This window comes from Stenotrophomonas sp. YJH_SMC_6, from assembly GCF_059371335.1.
In genome coordinates this window covers 176510-193965 of record NZ_JCAFUM010000011.1, presented here as the reverse complement: position 1 = coordinate 193965, position 17456 = coordinate 176510, and the positions used below count along the sequence as shown (strand labels likewise).

Below are 17456 nucleotides of genomic sequence, written 5' to 3'. Positions count from 1 at the left end.
CGGACTTTGCGCTGCCGCCACCGGTGCCTCTGTCCGCCCCCACCCTGAGACCCGCCATGCCGGCCGAGGCCGCCCCTGTTCGCCGACTCGCTCGCCGCTCACTGCGCGTCCACGCCCTGCTGATCGGCGTGGTGGTGCTGGCGACCCTGCAGGCCGGACTGCTGCTGCCGGCTCGCAGCTTTTGAACGAAGAGCGCAGCAAGATCGAGTACCACTTCCGCCGCCTGGACGGCACGCTTCGCGAGCAGGAGCGCTTCCTGCGCCAGTGGCGGCTGCACGATGTCGGCGCTCGAGGACAGCCGGTTGCCGATGCCAGCGTGGAACTGCAACGCGGCCCGTTGTTCGCCAACTTCGCGGCGATCGGGAGCGAGGGAGCCAGTCTTTCGCTACCGAACGAGCTGGGCGATCGTTTCCTGCGCTTCTACGGCACGTTCTGGTCGGCCTCGCACTACCCACCACCGCAATGCCTGCTGGTCGATGGCCAGGGCACGCGCGGGCTGCTGGCACCGGTGCAGATCGGCGTTACCGATGCGAGCCAGAACAGCCCGCATCACCTGCGCCCGGCGATCGCCGACATCCACCGGGTCATGGGCACGCGTCCGGCGCTGCAGCGCGGTGGCATCGTCTGGGTGAGCGTACCGTGGCGCGACCGGCAGACCCGTTTGCTGGCCATCGCGCATGCGCCGCAGGATGCACGCCTGTGGGGCGAGGACGACAAGGATTCACAGGCCGCGCTGGCCTGCCTGCTCGATCCGGGACGTGTCGATGACTACCGGCAGGTGCTGGGTGTTCCGGTGTTCCAGCGGCTGTCGCTGTTCGATACCGATGGCCAGCGCCTGCTGGGCGATGCAGCAGACGCCAGTGACGCTGGCACCTCCTGGAAGGCCGGCCTTGCAGGCCTGCAGTTCCGCATGCGCAGCGAGCGCGGCTGGCTGGCGGTGTACCACGTCAGCTGGCGGCAGGTGTTCCAGCACCCACAGGGGCCCTTGCTCGGCGCGACCGTGGTGGCGCTGCTGCTGGCATTGGGTGGCACGCTGCTGCTGCGCGCGTATCGGCGTTCGGTCATCGAACCACTGCGCAGCAACCACGCGCGCCTGCTGGAAAGCGAGGCCTTCAGCCGCACCATCCTGGACAACGCGCCGATCGGGCTGTGCCTGCTGCGCCGTACCGATGGCAATGTGCTGCTGGACAACACCCTCGCCCGCCGCTGGCTGGGCGAAGACCACCACAGCGGAGGCTGGCATGGCCCTTGGCGGCGCAGCGTGCTGGCCGCTGGAGGCACCACGCTCGGCGATGGGCTGGCCTACACCACGCCCGAAGGCCGCCACCTGCTGGTGACCGCGACGCCGGCGCGCTATCGCGGCGAGCCGGCGGTGCTGTGTCTGTTCATCGATCTCAGCAGCCAGCATGAAGCCGAACAGGTGCTGCAGCAGGCGCGCCGTGCCGCCGACCAGGCCAACCGGGCCAAGAGCCAGTTCCTGGCCACGATGAGCCATGAAATCCGCACGCCGCTGTACGGCGTGCTCGGCACCCTCGAACTGCTCGGACTCACACCACTGGATGCGCGGCAGCAGGACTATCTGGCGACGATCCAGCGTTCGTCCTCGACCCTGATGCAGCTGATCAGCGACATCCTCGACGTCAGCAAGGCAGAGGCCGGGCAACTGAGCCTGGAGCCCAGCCCGTTCGATCCGGTGCGACTGACCGAGGATGCGCTCGACTCGTATGCTGCCGCGGCCGCCAACAAGGGGCTGCGGTTCTACGCCTGCATCGATGCCGACGTGCCACCCTTGGTGTGCGGTGATGCCGCGCGGATCCGCCAGGTCCTCAACAACCTGATCAGCAACGCACTGAAGTTCACCGACAGCGGGCGCGTGGTGGTGCGCGTTTCGGCACGCTGGCAGGAGCAACGCTGCTGGCTGCAGTGGCAGGTCGCCGATACCGGTATCGGCATTGCCAGCGAACACCAGGCGCACCTGTTCGAGCCGTTCTTCCAGGCCAACCCGGGCACCGATGCGATGCGCGGCACCGGCCTAGGGCTGGCCATCTGCGCGCATCTTGTGGCGTTGATGGAAGGCCAGCTGCGTGTGGTCAGCGAGAGCGGCCTGGGCAGCAGCTTCAGCGTCGAACTGCCGCTGCCACCGGCGCCGGCGGATCCGCAGCAATCCCCTGCGCCGCAGCTGCCTGCGGGCCTGCAGGTCCAGGTACGGGGCAGCGTGCGCGAGCTGGTGCAATCGCTGTGCGAACGCCTGCAGCAGCGTGGTGCACAGGCCAGCGTGTACCGGGAAGACAGCACGGCAGACTTGCCATCGCCCACCGTGCTGCTCGACCTGGTCCTTGACGACCCGCTGCCCGGGTGGGCCGGTGGACCGCGTGTGGTCGCCTGCCGCGAAGGCGGCGTGCGCCCCCGGCACATTGATGGCTTCTGGCAGGTTGGCCTGCACCGGTTCGATGCGATCGTGCTCGCGTTGGCCGCGGCCAGTGGCCAGCCGCTAGCGGCGAGCGCCGAAGGGCGCCTGCCGGCGACGCGCCGTTTCGGCCTGCAGGTGCTGGTGGCCGAGGACAACCCGATCAACCAGGCGATCCTGCGCGACCAGCTGGAACAGCTCGGCTGCCGCGCCGTGGTCGCCAGCGATGGCAATGAAGCGCTGGGCTACTGGCAGCAGGGCGCGTTCGCGCTGGTGCTGACCGACCTGAACATGCCCGGGATGGATGGCTATGGCCTGGCGCGCGCCTTGCGGGCGCGCGGTGTCAGCGTGCCGATCCACGGTGCCACCGCCAACGCCGATCCGGCCGAACGCCAACGCTGCCAGGAATCGGGCATGCAGGGCGTGCTGGTCAAGCCGATCACGCTGGAAGCGCTGCAACGCCTGCTGATCCGGATCACCCAGGGCGATGCGGCGGTTTCCGCGCCGCCGCAAAGTCCTGTATCCACCGATACGCGCGATGATGATCCGCCGCTGCAGGTTCCCGCAAGAATGCAGGCATTGTTCGTGCAGACCATGCAGGCTGACCTGGACAGCCTGCGCCAGTCGATTGCCACCGCCGATCCGGCGCGCGTGGTGCAGGTACTGCATCGCATCCGCGGCGCACTGGTCATCGTCGGCGCACCTGCGCTGGTGGACAGCGGCCTGCGGATCGAACAGGGCCTCGCAGGCGGCGATGACCTGGTCACCCAGGAGGCTCCGCTTGCCGGCTTCCAGCGACGCCTCGAACAGCTGCTGCATCCGCTGCTCGGCGCGGCATCTCCTTCCTCATCTGACGACCCGAACCCGCCATGACCACACGGATCCTCATCGCCGACGACCACCCGATCGTGCTTGCCGGCATCCGCGACGTACTGGCCGGGGAGCTGGACCTCGAGGTCGTGGGCGAAGCGGCCGACCCGGCGACGCTGATCGAGCTGATGACCCGGACCCGGCCACAGGCGGTGATCACCGACTACAGCATGCCAGGGGGCGACCGCTTCGGGGACGGCATAAAGCTGATCTCGTTCCTGCGCCGCAGCTTCCCGGAGACGCGCCTGCTGGTGCTGACGATGGTGTCCAACCCGTCGTTGGTTGCGGCGATGTATGCCGCTGGTGCCGGCGGCGTGGTGCTCAAGAGCCATGGATTGGGCAGCCTGGTACAGGCCCTGCGCGTGGTGCTGGCCGACCGCGTCTACCGGCCCCCGGGCCTGCTGCCGGTAGCGGCGAGCGAGCCGGCCGATGCCGATGCGGTGCGTGCGCGGCTGTCGCCGCGCGAGCTGGAAGTGATCCGGCTGTTCACCGGCGGCATGAGCGTGGGCGACATTGCACGCCAGCTGCAGCGCAGCGCCAAGACGGTCAGCACGCAGAAGATCAGCGCGATGCGCAAGCTGGGCGTGGACAGTGATCAGGCGCTGATCGAGTACTGCCTGCAGGCCTCGTTGTTCGCCTGAGGTCCACTCCAGGCTGAACCCTGCAGCCCCTGTACAAGGGCCCGCACCGGCTTTAGGAAACGCCTGATTCCATAGGACAGCGCCGATTTCTAGGCTGGACGCATCCCGCCTTGGTGCGCCTGCCGGCAGTAGCTGCGCCGCCCTGGGGGACGGAAGTCCGATGGCGCCTGCAGCTGCCATCGCGTGTGGCTTCCGCAGCGACGCGGCCCTGCCGCGCCAGTTCGCGCAGCCGTGCTGCGCCCTGCCACAGGAAGTCCAACAGAATGTACGCCTCCCCCACACGGTACCGCCGTGCGCCTGGGCGCGCGCGCCTCGCGCCTGCCCCCCTCCTTCCCAGCCTGCTGGCGACCGCCCTGTGGGCGGCGCTGCCGGCCCACGCCGCCGATCTGACCGGACCGCTGAAGGTCATCAATGGCCAGACCCTGCAGCTGGATGCGGGCGATACCCTGCTGCACTCCGTGGGCGGCTTCGCCCTGGACGTGAACGGAGCCGGCAGCACGGCAACGCTCGATGACACGCGCGTCGATGTCACCGGCGGCGGCAGCGCAATCCAGGCCTCCGCAGGTGGCAGTGTTCTTGTACAGGGAGGTCACATACAGCTTGGCAATGGAAGTTCAGGCGTCGGTTATGCGCTCAACGCAACCGGCATCGGCAGTGTCATCCACGCCAGCAACCTGGTCATCAATGCCTATCGCAACAGTTCCGGCTACGGCACGGTCAACGCCACCAACGGCGGCAAGATATGGCTCGATGGCGGCAGTGTAAGCAGCGATGGTCATGCCCTGTATTCCAGCGGACGTGGAAGCGAGCTGCATGTATCGGGTACCACGATCAGCAACGGTGCCGGCCGTGCCATCTATGCCGACGGCGGCGCACTGCTTTCGTTGGAATCACTGGCGATGACGTTCGCGCAGGCAACCAACGGTTCCAGCGGCCGCCTGTCCGCAAGCGGCAGCGGAAGCGTGTTGTCGCTGCGCGACGTGGATGTCATCAATGGCTACTTCGACATTGACAACGGGGGGATCCTCCGCATCACCGGGGGCACCGCCACCGCCAACGGCAGCAGCATCCGACTGATGGGAAACCGGACCAGTCGAACGTTCGCCACAGCGGAAATCACCAATGCCCGCTTTGAAAGCACCGGCGGCTACGGCGTCAACGTCAACAGCTGGGGCAAGTTGACCGCCGAGGGCGCGCACTTCACCGTGCGCGATGGCAGTTCCGGGATCTGGCTGTCCGGTGCCGACTCGCTGGCGGACCTGAGCAACACTGTGATCAGCACCTTTGGTGACAACGGGTATGGCCACGGTGTGGACGTATGGGGTGGCACCGCGACGATCACCGGTGGCAGCATTGATACCCATGGCGATGGCGTCTACGGCCTGCGCGCTTCCGGCAGCAACCCTCCAACGCCCTACTCCCGGATCCGTGCCAGGAATCTCGACATTGCGACCTACGGTGCGGTGTCCGGTGGTGTGTTCCTGGGCGGCAGTACCGCGGACATACAGCTGGACGGCGGCTCGATCACCACCCATGGCGCAGCCTCGTTCGGCATCGTGCAGATGAACACTGCAAAGCTCACTGCGGACGCCCTGCACATCCAGGCGCTGGGAACGAACTCGGGCGCCTATCGTTCCTACATCACCGTATTTGGTCCCTACTGGGATCGGCTGGTGTTCAACGACAGCCAGATCGAGACCCTGGACGGCCCAGCGTTGTGGCTGCAGGGAAGCAACCACGAACTGACACTCAACAATACCGCCGTTGTCGCCCGTCAGGCAGGTGACCTGGTTGGCGGCCGACTGCTGAGGGTCAGCGATACCGTGTTCACTGATGGCAGCTCGGTGGCAACGTCCGAGATCCGCTTCACCGCGAACAACAGCCGCCTGAGCGGCGACGTGGTCGTCGACAGCGCGACTGCGGAGGTGCACATGGTGCTGCGCAACGGTACTCAGTTCAGCGGCGCCCTGCGCAACGACTCCGGTTACCAGGTCGCACAGCTGGCGCTGGATGGCAGCAGCCAGTGGAACGTGCGTGACAGTTCCAGCGTCGGTGCACTCGAACACGCCGGCACCATTGCCTTCGATGCACCGGCGGCGGGCGGTTTCAAGACCGTCACTGTCAGCGGCGACTACGTGGGTAACGGTGGCCACTGGATCTTCAACCGTGCACTGGGGGACGATACCTCGCTCGGCGATCAGCTGGTGATCAGCGGCAACAGCAGCGGCACCGCCAGCGTGAGCGTGCGCAATGCCGGCGGCGCCGGTGCACTGACCCAGGAGGGCATCCGCCTGATCACCGTAGGTGGCCAGTCCGATGCTCAGTTCGGCCTGCAGGGCCGCGCGGTTGCCGGTGCCTACGACTACTTCCTGTTCAAGGGCGGCGTGTCGACCCCGGATGATGGCAACTGGTACCTGCGTTCGGAATACGTCGATCCTGTCGATCCAGTGGATCCAGTGGATCCAGTGGACCCCGTCGATCCCGTCGATCCCGTCGATCCTGTCGATCCTGTCGATCCTGTCGATCCCGTCGATCCCGTCGATCCGGTAGATCCAGTTGACCCGACACGTCCGAAGGTGGAACGCCCGGAACCGGCGGCCTACCTGGCCAACCGCAGCGCCGCGCTGGGCATGTTCCGGCACAGCCTGCACGACCGCGCCGGTGATCCCGCCGCCGAAGCGGGCGTCAGCGGCGATGCCGTGGCCTGGATGCACCTTCGCAGCGCGCAGCCCGACAGCCACGACCGCAACCGCCAGGTCCAGGTCGATGGGCAGATCAGCAGCGTGCTGGTCGGCGTCGGCCGCCGTTTCGAGGTGGGTGGCAAGGGCGAACTGCAGGCAGGTGCGATGCTCGGTCACGGCCGTGCGCGCAATGACAGCCGATCGCAGGTGACCGGCTACGCCGCGCGGGGCGTGGTCACCGGCACCAGCGTGGGCGCCTATGCCACCTGGCTGCAGGATGCACGCATGCAGGGCGGCGCCTATGTGGACGGTTGGCTGCAGTACGGCCGCTTCCGCAACAGCGTGCAGGGCGAAGGCCTGCAGAAGGAGCGCTATGACGCCCGCAACTGGAGTGCGTCGGCCGAAGCCGGCTATGTGCTTCCCCTGCGGCGCACCGCGCAGCGCGGCATCTACCTGGAACCGCAGCTGCAGGTGGTTCACAGCCGCTATGACAGCGACCGCGTGGTCGAGGCCAACGGCACGGTGGTCGAGGACCGCGGCGGTAGCGAGACCAGCAGCCGCCTCGGCCTGCGCCTGTACAGCCGCGGGTTGAGCCCGGCGCAGGGCCAGGTGCACCCGTACGTGGCGGTGAACTGGTGGTCCGGCGGCAATGGCGCAGGCCTGGCGATGGTCGGCGAGCGCCTGCAGCGGCAGCTGCCGCGCGACATCTACGAAGCCAAGGCCGGTGTGCAGGTGAATCTGTCCGGCGGTTGGCGAGGCTGGGGTGAATTGAGCCGGCAGAGCGGTGGCATGGGCTTCCGCGATATCAGTGCGCAGATGGGCGTGTCGTACACCTGGTGATGCGGGAAGTGCCCGGCAAGGGAGTGCCGGGCGCTTTTTCCACATGCCGCGTGGAAAGCGATGGGGGTTAGGTGTGGACAAGTGCCTGCGAACCGCATGGAGCAAGCGTTTCAGGACGTGGCTATTTTTTATCCATGCCTCTTCGCGGTTTTCCACACCCCTCGTGGAGAGTGGTTGGGATTTGATGTGGACAAGTAGGTGGGAGTGTTGCTGCGCAAGCGCTTCGAAGCGTGGTCAAAATTTGTCCACGCTGCACGATCGAGGCAGGTAGCGCCGAGCCCGCGCTCTGCTCACGTCCATCGCAGCCGTGCATCGGCTCGGCGCTGCATCAGGTTCGCCGGTTTTCCACACCCGACGTGGAAAGCGATGGGAGTTTGCTGTGGACAAGTACCGGCGAACATCACACCGCAAGCGTTTCGCAGCGTGGTGTTTTTTTGTCCATCGCCGGAAACGCGAACGCCCCGCACAGGGCGGGGCGTCCGGGGTCGATCCGATGCCGCTGGATCAGACGTTGAAGCGGAAGTGCAGGATGTCGCCTTCCTGCACGCGGTATTCCTTGCCTTCCAGACGCAGGCGACCGGCTTCCTTGGCGCCGGCTTCGCCCTTGTACTTGATGAAGTCGTCATACGCGATGGTTTCGGCGCGGATGAAACCCTTCTCGAAGTCGGTGTGGATGACTGCGGCAGCCTGCGGGGCGGTGGCGCCCTTGCGTACGGTCCACGCGCGGACTTCCTTCACGCCAGCGGTGAAGTAGGTCTGCAGGCCGAGCAGGCTGTAGGCCGCGTTGATCACGCGGTTCAGGCCCGGCTCGCTCAGGCCCAGGTCGGCCAGGAAGGTATCGCGGTCTTCGTCATCGAGCTGGGACAGCTCTTCTTCGATCGCGGCCGACACCGGCACCACCTGCGCGCCTTCGGCGGCAGCATGCGCACGCACGGCTTCCAGGTGCGGGTTGTTCTCGAAGCCGTCTTCCAGCACGTTGGCGATGTACATCACCGGCTTCAGGGTCAGCAGGAACAGGTCGCGCACCAGCGCCTTCTCTTCCTCGTCCAGGCCGACCGAGCGACCGGCCTTGCCGTCCGACAGCGCAGCCTGCAGCTTGGCCAGCACCGGCTTGCGCGCCGCTGCGTCCTTGTCGCCGCCCTTGGCCGCACGCTCGGCACGGTTCAGCGCCTTCTCGACACTGTCCAGGTCAGCCAGCGCCAGCTCGGTGTCGATGGTTTCGATGTCCGAGATCGGATCGACCTTGCCAGCCACGTGCACGATGTCGCCGTGCTCGAAGCAGCGCACCACGTGGGTGATCGCGTCGACTTCGCGGATGTGCGCCAGGAACTTGTTGCCCAGGCCTTCACCGCTGGCGGCACCGGCCACCAGGCCGGCGATGTCGACGAACTCGACCGCGGTCGGGATGACCTTCTGAGGGTTGATGATGCCCGCCAGCTCGTTCAGGCGCGGGTCCGGCACCGGCACGATGCCGACGTTCGGCTCGATGGTGCAGAACGGGAAGTTCGCCGCGGCGATACCCGCCTTGGTCAGCGCATTGAACAGGGTCGACTTGCCGACGTTGGGCAGGCCGACGATGCCGCATTTGATACCCATGGGTGACAGCTCTCTGGGGTGAAAGTGATTGGGGAAACAGCGGCCTGGGCGCTGCTTTTCCAATCATTCTCCGTACCGACCAACGGTCGGTACCTACCGGATTGGTTGGTTCCGTACCGACCAACGGTCGGTACCTACCGGATTGGTTGGTTCCGTACCGACCAACGGTCGGTACCTACCGGATTGGTTGGTTCCGTACCGACCAACGGCCGGTACCTAGCGGATTGGATGGTTCCACACCGACCAACGGTCTGTACCTACAGCTTATTTCGGGGTGTGCAGCCGCTTCATCGCTTCGCTGAAATCGCCCTGTACCGCCAGCGGCATCACGTCGATCGCATCGTCGATGGCGCGTGCGATCAGCACGTCGTCCTCCTTGGACGGGCGCCCCAGCACCCAACCCACTACGCGGTCCTTGTGGCCGGGATGGCCGATGCCCACGCGCAGGCGATGGAACTTGCCGTGGCCGAGCAGGCGGATGGTGTCGCGCAGGCCGTTCTGGCCGCCGTGGCCACCGTCGAACTTCAGCCGCGCCACGCCGGGCGCCAGGTCCAGTTCGTCGTGTGCGAGCAGGGTTTCTTCCGGTTCGATCTTCCAGAACCGCTGTGCGGCGGTGACCGACTTGCCGCTGAGGTTCATGAAGGTGGCGGGCTTGAGCAGCCACACCGTCTGCCCGGCGATCTCGACCTTGGCGGTCTCACCGAACAGCTTGCTGTCCACATTCCATCGCGCACCGGCTTTCTCCGCCAGGGCCTCAACGAAATGAAACCCGGCATTGTGCCGGGTCCGGGCGTGTTCCGATCCGGGATTGCCCAGACCGACGATCAGTCGCAGTCCTGCCATGGTTCCTTCCAGTACGGTGCCTGCCCGGAGGCAGGCACCGTAACGGTATTACTCGGCGGCAGCCGCTTCTTCGTCAGCCTCGTCGGCCTTGCCGGCCTTGGCGGTGACGATGGCGTCGTCGTGGTCCTTGCCCAGCGCCAGGGCCGGGATTTCCACGCCCTTCGGCAGCTTGATGTCGGACAGGTACACCACGTCACCGGCCTTCAGCTCGCCCAGGTCGACTTCGATCGACTCCGGCAGGTCCTTCGGCAGGCAGGTGATGGTCACTTCCTTCAGTTCGTGGGTGACCACGACGTCGGCAGCCTTGCCGGCCGGCGAGGTGTCTTCGTTGACGAAGTGCAGCGGGACCGAAGCGGTCAGGGCTTCGTTCTCGTTCACGCGCTGGAAGTCCAGGTGCATGATCAGCTGCTTGTACGGGTGGCGCTGCATGTCACGCAGCAGGACCTTCTGCACCTGGCCATCCAGGTTCAGGTCCAGGATCGAGGCATAGAACCACTCGTTCTGCTGGGCCAGCCAGATTTCGTTGTGGTCCAGGCTGATGGCGACCGGCTCGGCGTTGCCGCCGTACACGATGGCCGGGATCACACCGGCGTGACGCAGGCGGCGGCTCGCACCCTTACGCTGCAGTTCACGCTTGGTGACCTTGATTTCATGGGTCTTCGACATTTTCGACTACTCAGGTTGTTGCCGCGCCCTGCGGCGTGGCGGTTGAAGATGCTTCCGCGACCAGAAGCATCCGGGTATGCCCCCGCCGTTGCCGGCAGGGGCGAAAAACTCAGTCGACGTACAGCGAGCTGACCGACTCGCCGAAGGCGATGCGGCGCATCGTTTCGGCCAGCATTTCTGCCACGCTCAGCTGGCGGATCTTGCTGCACACCCGCGCCGCGTCCTTCAGCGGGATGGTGTCGGTCACCACCAGCTCGTCGAGCTGGGAATTGGTGATGTTGTCCACCGCCGGGCCCGACAGCACCGCGTGGGTGCAGTAGGCGGCGACCTTGAGCGCACCGCGCGCCTTCAGGGCAGCAGCAGCAGCGCACAGGGTGCCGGCGGTGTCGACGATGTCATCGACCATCACGCAGGTCTTGCCTTCGACGTCACCGATGATGTTCATCACGGTGGAGACGTTGGCGCGCGGGCGGCGCTTGTCGATGATCGCCAGGTCGGCGTCATCCAGGCGCTTGGCCACGGCACGGGCGCGGACCACGCCGCCCACGTCCGGCGACACGACGATCAGGTTCTCGGTGCCGTAGGCGCGCCAGATGTCGGCCAGCAGCAGCGGGGACGCATACACGTTGTCCACCGGAATATCGAAGAAGCCCTGGATCTGGTCGGCGTGCAGGTCGACGGTCAGCACGCGATCAGCGCCAGCGGTGCTGAACATCTTCGCCGCCAGCTTGGCGGTGATCGGCACGCGCGAGGAACGCATGCGGCGATCCTGCCGCGAGTAGCCGAAGTACGGCACCACGGCGGTCACGCTGGCCACCGATGCGCGCTTGAGCGCGTCGATCAGCACCAGCAGTTCCATCAGGTTTTCCGCGCTCGGCGCGCAGGTCGGCTGGATCACGAACACGTCCTGCTTGCGGACGTTCTCTTCGATCTCCACCTGCACTTCACCATCGGAGAAGTGCGAGACCAGCGCCTTGCCCGGGCGAACCCCCAGTTCCTTGCAGATGTTCTGCGCCAGACGTTTGTTGGCGTTGCCGGAAAAGACCAGCAGGTTCGGGGACTCTTGCATCATGATTGTCTCGGGCGGGGACGAGTGGCGGGGATCCGGAGTCGGCAAGGACCCCGATGGACCCTTGCTGCTGACAACACCGCGGTTGTTTCCACGTCCCGCGCGGGCGATGCGCTGGAAGGCGCGGACACAGCCGCTATTGGCAGGGGCGGTAGGATTCGAACCTACGAATGCCAGGATCAAAACCTGGTGCCTTGGGCCTCTTGGCGACGCCCCTGCATTGATAAATCAGTGTTGCTCGAGTGCATCCAGCAGTGGCGAACGCGCAACGCCCGCTGCCACCCTTGCCCGCAACTCCTTCGGCAACTTCGACCGTCCCTGCTCTGCGGCAGACTGCGATGCGAACTCGACGAAACAACCACTTCCCGAACCGGTCAGCCGCGCCGTGCCGATGTCGCTCAACGCGGCGAACGCTGCCTCGACGGCAGGCTCACGGCGGCGCAGCACCGGTTCGAACGCGTTCCCGACCAAGGTCCCGGAAGCGAAGTCCTCTATTTTCGCCACTGGGCTGCCGCGCGTCAAATCCGGGTCTGCGAACAGAGCCGGGGTGGGAACATGAACACCCGGTTCAACCACCACATACCAGGCCGGCTCCAGCACGATCGGCTGCAGGCGCTCACCCACCCCTTCGGCCCAAGCATTGCGCCCGCGCACGAACACCGGCACGTCAGCGCCCAGGCGCAGTCCCAGCGCAGCAAGCGCGTCCTCGTCCAGACCGGCACGCCAGAGCCGGTTCAGCACCACCAGTACGGTGGCCGCGTCGGACGAACCGCCGCCAAAGCCACCACCTGCAGGAACGTGTTTTTCGACGATGATGTCCGCGCCTTGCACGATATTGGCCGCATCTTTCAGAAGCCGCGCGGCGCGGACCGCCAGGTCATCCGCCTCGGCCACGCCAGCCAGCCCCTCGCCCTGCCGGCGCACCTGGCCGTCTTCGCGCAGGCGCAGACCGATGCGGTCGCCCCAGTCCAGCAGGCGGAACACGGTCTGCAGCTCGTGGTAGCCATCGGCACGGCGGCCGGTGATGTGCAGGAACAGGTTCAGCTTGGCCGGGGCCGGCCACCAGGACCAGCCCGTGTCATCGCGCCCGGCACTCATGGGGTGCCCTGCCCCCATTGGTCGACCAGCAGGCGCACCTTGGCGTCGCCATTGCTGGCCTCGATCCGGCGCGGCAGCGCCGGGCGCCCGGCCTCGGCCGGGTACCAGTCCAGGTACTGCACCTGCCAGCCCATCTGCTGCATGCGACGCGGCCGGCCTTCACCATCACGCTCGACCTTCTCCGGACCGGCAGCATCACCGGCCACCAGGCCACGGATCCACGCCGGCAGCTGGTTGACCGGGATGTCCCAGCCGGTCGCCTCCAGCAGCAGTTGCTGGGCGTCTTCGCCGTCACGCGGCCCGCCGGCCAATCCTTCCAGCCGACCGGCTTCGGAATGGGTATCGCCGGTCAGCTTCCAGCTCTGCCGGGTCACCGGCGCGCTCAGCTCAACCACATAGCGGCGTCCTTCCTGCTTCCAGTCGATGCGTCCGCTGCCGCCATCCTTGCCCTTGCTGACCGCGACCCGGCCCTGGAAAGCCCAGTCCGGCTGTGCCTGCAGCGCGGCCACGCGCGCCGCCTCGGCCTGCGCCGCTTCGGCCGAAACAACCTCGACCACCGCCGGCGCCGGGATCTTCTGCGTGCCTACGCTGGTACAGGCGGTCAGCGCCAGGGCCGCGGTTGCCAACAGCAGCGGCCGGATCAGGGAAACACTCATGGATTGAATTTCTCACGGGCGCGCAGCAGCGCGCGGTTTTCAGGGTCGAGCTTGGCCGCTTCGTCGAAGAAATGGCGGGCCTCGTCATGCTTGCCCAGCACCCACAACACTTCGCCGACATGGGCGGCGATCTCGGGGTCCTTGGCCAGGGTCCAGGCACGGCGCAGCTGCACCAGTGCTTCTTCCTTGCGGCCCAGGCGATACAGCACCCAGCCATAGCTGTCGACGATGGCAGCGTTGTCCGGTTCGGCCACGCGGGCGCGGTCGATCAGCTCCAGCGCTTCCTGCAGGCGACCGGTGCGATCGGCCAGGGTGTAACCCAGCGCGTTCAATGCCGGCACGTTCTCCGGGTCGGTCACCAGGATCTTGCGCAGGTCGGCCTCGGCGCGCGGGATGTCGTCGCGGCGTTCCCAGGTGAGCGCACGGGCGTACAGCAGGCCGTTGTCATCCGGGTAGGCGGCCAGGCCGCGGGCCAGTGCATCCAGCTCCCCGGCACTGTCGTCAGCACGCTGGCGCAGTTCGGCTTCCAGCAGGTAGGCATCGCGGCGCACATCGTCGTCGACCACCGCATCGGACTGGATCGCGTGCACTTCATCCAAAGCCTGCGGCAGGCGCCCGGCCAGAGCCTGGGCGTTGGCCGCGCGCAGGCGCGCCTCGCTCAGTTCATCGCCACCGGGCAAGCTGTGGTACCACTGCACCGCCTCGGGATAACGCTTCAGGTATTCGGCGATCTTGCCCAGCAGCAGGCGCTGCGCCGGGTCCGGCTTGGCCGCCTGCCGCGACAGTTCGTTGTAGAGGTTGGACAGCGCGGCCTTGTCGCCCTGCTTGGCCAACAGCGAGGCGCGCATGCCCCAGGTCTGCACGTCCTGCGGGCCGAACGCCAGCACGCGCTCGGCGGCGGCTGGCTGGCCGAGGCTGTCATAGGCAATGGCCACTGCATTGCGCAGTTCCGGGTCCTGGCGGGTCTTCGGCTCCACATCGTGCAGCAGCGACAGCGCCTTGCCGGTCTCCCCGGCCTGCTGCAGCTGGCTGGCGCGCAGCAGCGCCACACGCGGTTCTTCGGGGAAGCGCTTGACCACTTCGTCGATCATGCGCCGCGCCAGCTCGGGCTTGTCCATGCGCAGGGCAAGGCGTCCGAACTCCTGCCACGCCTCGATCTTCGGCGGAATGGCGTTGGCGTCGACCAGCTCGCCCAGCACCTGCGCCGGCACTGCCGGGTCGCGGCCGCCGCCGATCAGGGCGGCCAGGGCGAACTTCCAGCCACGTTCATCCGGGTCGGCCAGCAAGGCCTGCAGATCGCCACGCGCTGCCTTCACATCGCCCTGGCGCATGGCCAGCGCGGCAGCGGCACTGCGCATGGTCAACGAGCTGGGCGCGCGCTGCTGCCAAAGGGCCAGGCCCTTGGCGGCGCTGGCGTCATCGTTGGCGAGCATGGAAATGCGGGTCGCGCGCTCGGCCAGGCCGGCGTCGCCGTCGGTCTGCTGGGCGGCCTGCAGGTACCAGCGGGCCGCCTCGGCCAGCTTGCCAGCCTGCAGCGCGAACTCACCGGCCATCACCGGTTCCAGCGCCAGTTCCTCAGTGGCCGGGGCCCGTACGGGGGCCTTGGCCGGCACCGCCGCCAGGGCCTGGCTGCAGGCCAGGGACAGCAGCAGAACACTGGGGATGCGAATCAATGCGGGCATCGTCGGCATCGGGGCCTTAAAATGTCGTCCAATGGCCAGCAGCTTATCGCAAGCAACTGAACAATGACCCTGTGGGTGCTCGGACTGAATCACCAGACCGCACCGGTGGAGCTGCGCGAGCGCGCGGCCTTCGCCGGTGAGGCGTTGCCGCGCGCGCTCGGTTCGCTGCGCGATACTCCGCAGATCGCCGAGGCGGTGCTGCTGTCCACCTGCAACCGCACCGAGCTGTATGCCGTGGCCGATTCGGCACAGGCACTGGACCAGTGGCTGCAGGCCCAGGCCGGCGACCTGCAGGGCTACCTGTACCAGCATGCCGATGCAGAAGCCGTACGCCACCTGTTCCGGGTCGCCACCGGCCTGGACTCGATGGTGCTGGGCGAACCGCAGATCCTCGGCCAGGTGAAGGACGCATGGTCGACCGCGCGTGACCACGGCCTGCTCGGCCAGCGCCTGGACCGCCTGTTCCAGCAGACCTTCTCGGTGGCCAAGCGTGCGCGCACCGATACCCAGGTCGGCGCCAACCCGGTATCGGTGGCGTCGGCGGCGGTGCGCCTGGCGCAGAACGCGTTCGCGCGGCTGGACGATTCCACCGTGCTGCTGGTCGGTGCCGGCGAGACCATCGAACTGGCTGCACGGCACCTGAGCGAAGGCAGGGTACGTCGGCTGCTGATCGCCAACCGCACCCTCGCCCACGCGCAGGAACTTGCCAGCCGCCATGGTGGCGTAGCCCTGCCGCTGACCGAACTGGACCGCCACCTGGGCGAGGCCGACGTGGTGTTCTCGGCCACCGCTGCGCGCGAACCGGTGATCCACCGCGAGATGGTGGCCAAGGCCCTGCGCGCGCGCCGGCACAAGCCGATGCTGCTGTTCGACCTGGCCGTGCCGCGTGACATCGAGGCGGAGGTCGGCACGCTCAACGACGCCTTCCTCTACACCGTCGACGACCTGGAGCGCGCGGTGGAAGACAACCGCCGCGGACGCCGCGAGGCGGCCGCCGAGGCCGAGGCGATCATCGACCTTCAGGTATCGCGTTTTATCGAGACCCAGCAGGCCAGCGCCCACCAGGCGCCGCTACGACAGCTGCGTGCGTTCGGCGAGGCCACCCGCACTGAACTGCTGGAACGCGCGCGCCAGCAGCTGGCCAACGGCAAGCCGGCCGACGAAGTGCTGGAACTGCTGGCGCACGGCCTGACCAATCGATTGCTGCATCCTCCTACCGCTGCCCTGCGCGCTGCCGCACTGAGCGGCGATGCCGACCTGACCCGCGCCGCCGAGCGCCTGTTCCCGGCTACGCCGGGTTACCGCCACCCACCCGTGAGACCCGATGACGCCGACCCTGCGCCGTAAGCTGGAAGCGCTGGCCGAGCGCCGCGAAGAACTGGAACGCCTGCTCGCCGAACCCGACGTGGTCGCCGACAACACCCGTTTCCGCGACCTTTCGCGCGAATTCGCCCAACTTGAACCGATCGCCATCGCCCTGGCCGATGAATCCCGTGCCAAGGCTGATCTGGCCGCCGCGGAAGGCATGCGCGCCGACCCCGACCTGCGCGAGCTGGCCGACGAGGAAATCGCCGCCGCGCAGGCGCGCCTGCTGGAACTGGAGCAGGAGCTGGCGCTGCTGCTGGTACCGCGCGACCCGCGCGACGAAGGCAACCTGTTCCTGGAAGTGCGCGCCGGCACCGGTGGCGATGAGGCGGCGATCTTCGCCGGCGACCTGTTCCGCATGTACGCCCGCTATGCCGAGCGCCAGGGCTGGAAGGTCGAGATCGAATCGGACAATCCCGGCGAGCACGGTGGCTACAAGGAGGTGGTGGCACGGGTGGTCGGCCGTGGTGCGTTCTCGCGCCTGAAGTTCGAATCGGGCACGCACCGTGTGCAGCGCGTGCCGGCCACCGAATCGCAGGGCCGCATCCATACCTCGGCGGCCACCGTGGCGATCATCCCGGAGGCCGACGAAGTCGATGACATCGTCATCAACCCGGCCGACCTGAAGGTGGATACGTTCCGCTCCTCCGGCGCCGGTGGCCAGCACGTCAACAAGACCGAGTCGGCGATCCGCATCACCCACGTACCGACCGGCGTGGTGGTGGAATGCCAGACCGAACGCAGCCAGCACGCCAACCGCGACAAGGCGATGAAGCGCCTGAAAGCGCAGCTGCTCGACGCCGAGCGCCAACGCCAGGACGCGGCCCAGGCCGAGTCGAGGCGCCTGCAGGTCGGCAGTGGTGACCGCAGCCAGCGCATCCGCACCTACAACTTCCCGCAGGGGCGCATCACCGACCACCGCGTGGAGGGCCTGACCCTGTACGACTTGCCCAATATCCTGGCCGGCGACCTCGATCCGCTGCTGCAGCGGCTCAGCCACGAACACCAGGTCGACGCCCTGGCCCAGCTGTCGGCGGGCTGA

General features: G+C 67.2%; 13 protein-coding genes and 1 tRNA gene. 6 read left to right on the top strand and 8 right to left on the bottom strand.

Annotated elements, in window-relative coordinates; all coding sequences use genetic code 11:
* Window positions 1-23 precede the first annotated feature (23 nt).
* From AC5P9N_RS14240 to AC5P9N_RS14225, 4 genes are all read left to right on the top strand, one after another.
* Window positions 24-185, top strand: coding sequence for a hypothetical protein (locus AC5P9N_RS14240; RefSeq protein ID WP_243898041.1), 162 nt, complete (start codon window positions 24-26; stop codon window positions 183-185).
* Entirely contained in the window at window positions 182-3280 is a 3099-nt protein-coding gene (locus tag AC5P9N_RS14235) for a hybrid sensor histidine kinase/response regulator (protein WP_243898042.1), read from the top strand. Before AC5P9N_RS14240 ends, AC5P9N_RS14235 begins: the two co-directional genes overlap by 4 nt.
* A complete protein-coding gene (locus tag AC5P9N_RS14230) occupies window positions 3277-3918 on the top strand; it encodes a response regulator (RefSeq protein ID WP_005408195.1) in 642 nt (213 codons plus the stop codon). The genes AC5P9N_RS14235 and AC5P9N_RS14230 overlap by 4 nt, the downstream gene beginning before the upstream one ends.
* 263 nt (window positions 3919-4181) lie before the next feature.
* On the top strand, window positions 4182-7439 hold the full coding sequence (locus AC5P9N_RS14225; protein ID WP_164212676.1) for an autotransporter outer membrane beta-barrel domain-containing protein: 3258 nt from the start codon (window positions 4182-4184) through the stop codon (window positions 7437-7439).
* Window positions 7440-7943: 504 nt separating this feature from the next.
* Here AC5P9N_RS14225 and ychF read toward each other — a convergent pair.
* From ychF to AC5P9N_RS14185, 8 genes are all read right to left on the bottom strand, one after another.
* Window positions 7944-9035, bottom strand: a complete 1092-nt coding sequence (ychF, locus tag AC5P9N_RS14220) for a redox-regulated ATPase YchF (protein WP_005408193.1) — start codon at window positions 9033-9035, stop codon at window positions 7944-7946.
* 264 nt (window positions 9036-9299) lie between these two features.
* Window positions 9300-9878 carry an aminoacyl-tRNA hydrolase gene (pth, locus tag AC5P9N_RS14215; RefSeq protein WP_005408192.1) on the bottom strand — a complete coding sequence of 193 codons (579 nt, stop codon included), beginning with the start codon at window positions 9876-9878 and terminating at the stop codon, window positions 9300-9302.
* Window positions 9879-9926: 48 nt separating this feature from the next.
* Complete coding sequence (locus tag AC5P9N_RS14210; protein ID WP_005408191.1) at window positions 9927-10544, bottom strand: 50S ribosomal protein L25/general stress protein Ctc; 618 nt, start codon at window positions 10542-10544, stop codon at window positions 9927-9929.
* A gap of 109 nt (window positions 10545-10653) precedes the next feature.
* A complete protein-coding gene (locus AC5P9N_RS14205; protein WP_005415400.1) occupies window positions 10654-11613 on the bottom strand; it encodes a ribose-phosphate diphosphokinase in 960 nt (319 codons plus the stop codon).
* A gap of 140 nt (window positions 11614-11753) precedes the next feature.
* Window positions 11754-11830 (bottom strand) — tRNA-Gln (locus AC5P9N_RS14200).
* An 11-nt stretch (window positions 11831-11841) separates the two neighbouring features.
* Window positions 11842-12711, bottom strand: coding sequence for a 4-(cytidine 5'-diphospho)-2-C-methyl-D-erythritol kinase (ispE, locus tag AC5P9N_RS14195; RefSeq protein ID WP_005408190.1), 870 nt, complete (start codon window positions 12709-12711; stop codon window positions 11842-11844).
* Complete coding sequence (gene lolB, locus AC5P9N_RS14190; RefSeq protein ID WP_005408189.1) at window positions 12708-13367, bottom strand: lipoprotein insertase outer membrane protein LolB; 660 nt, start codon at window positions 13365-13367, stop codon at window positions 12708-12710. The genes ispE and lolB overlap by 4 nt, the downstream gene beginning before the upstream one ends.
* Window positions 13364-15049 carry a tetratricopeptide repeat protein gene (locus AC5P9N_RS14185; protein ID WP_180863444.1) on the bottom strand — a complete coding sequence of 562 codons (1686 nt, stop codon included), beginning with the start codon at window positions 15047-15049 and terminating at the stop codon, window positions 13364-13366. Before AC5P9N_RS14185 ends, lolB begins: the two co-directional genes overlap by 4 nt.
* Before the next feature lie 63 nt (window positions 15050-15112).
* Here AC5P9N_RS14185 and hemA point away from each other — a divergent pair, with 63 nt between their 5' ends.
* Both hemA and prfA read left to right on the top strand, forming a co-directional pair.
* Complete coding sequence (hemA, locus tag AC5P9N_RS14180) at window positions 15113-16396, top strand: glutamyl-tRNA reductase (RefSeq protein WP_099484327.1); 1284 nt, start codon at window positions 15113-15115, stop codon at window positions 16394-16396.
* Window positions 16374-17456: a peptide chain release factor 1 gene (gene prfA / locus AC5P9N_RS14175; protein WP_005412330.1), complete on the top strand. Its 1083-nt coding sequence runs from the start codon at window positions 16374-16376 to the stop codon at window positions 17454-17456. Before hemA ends, prfA begins: the two co-directional genes overlap by 23 nt.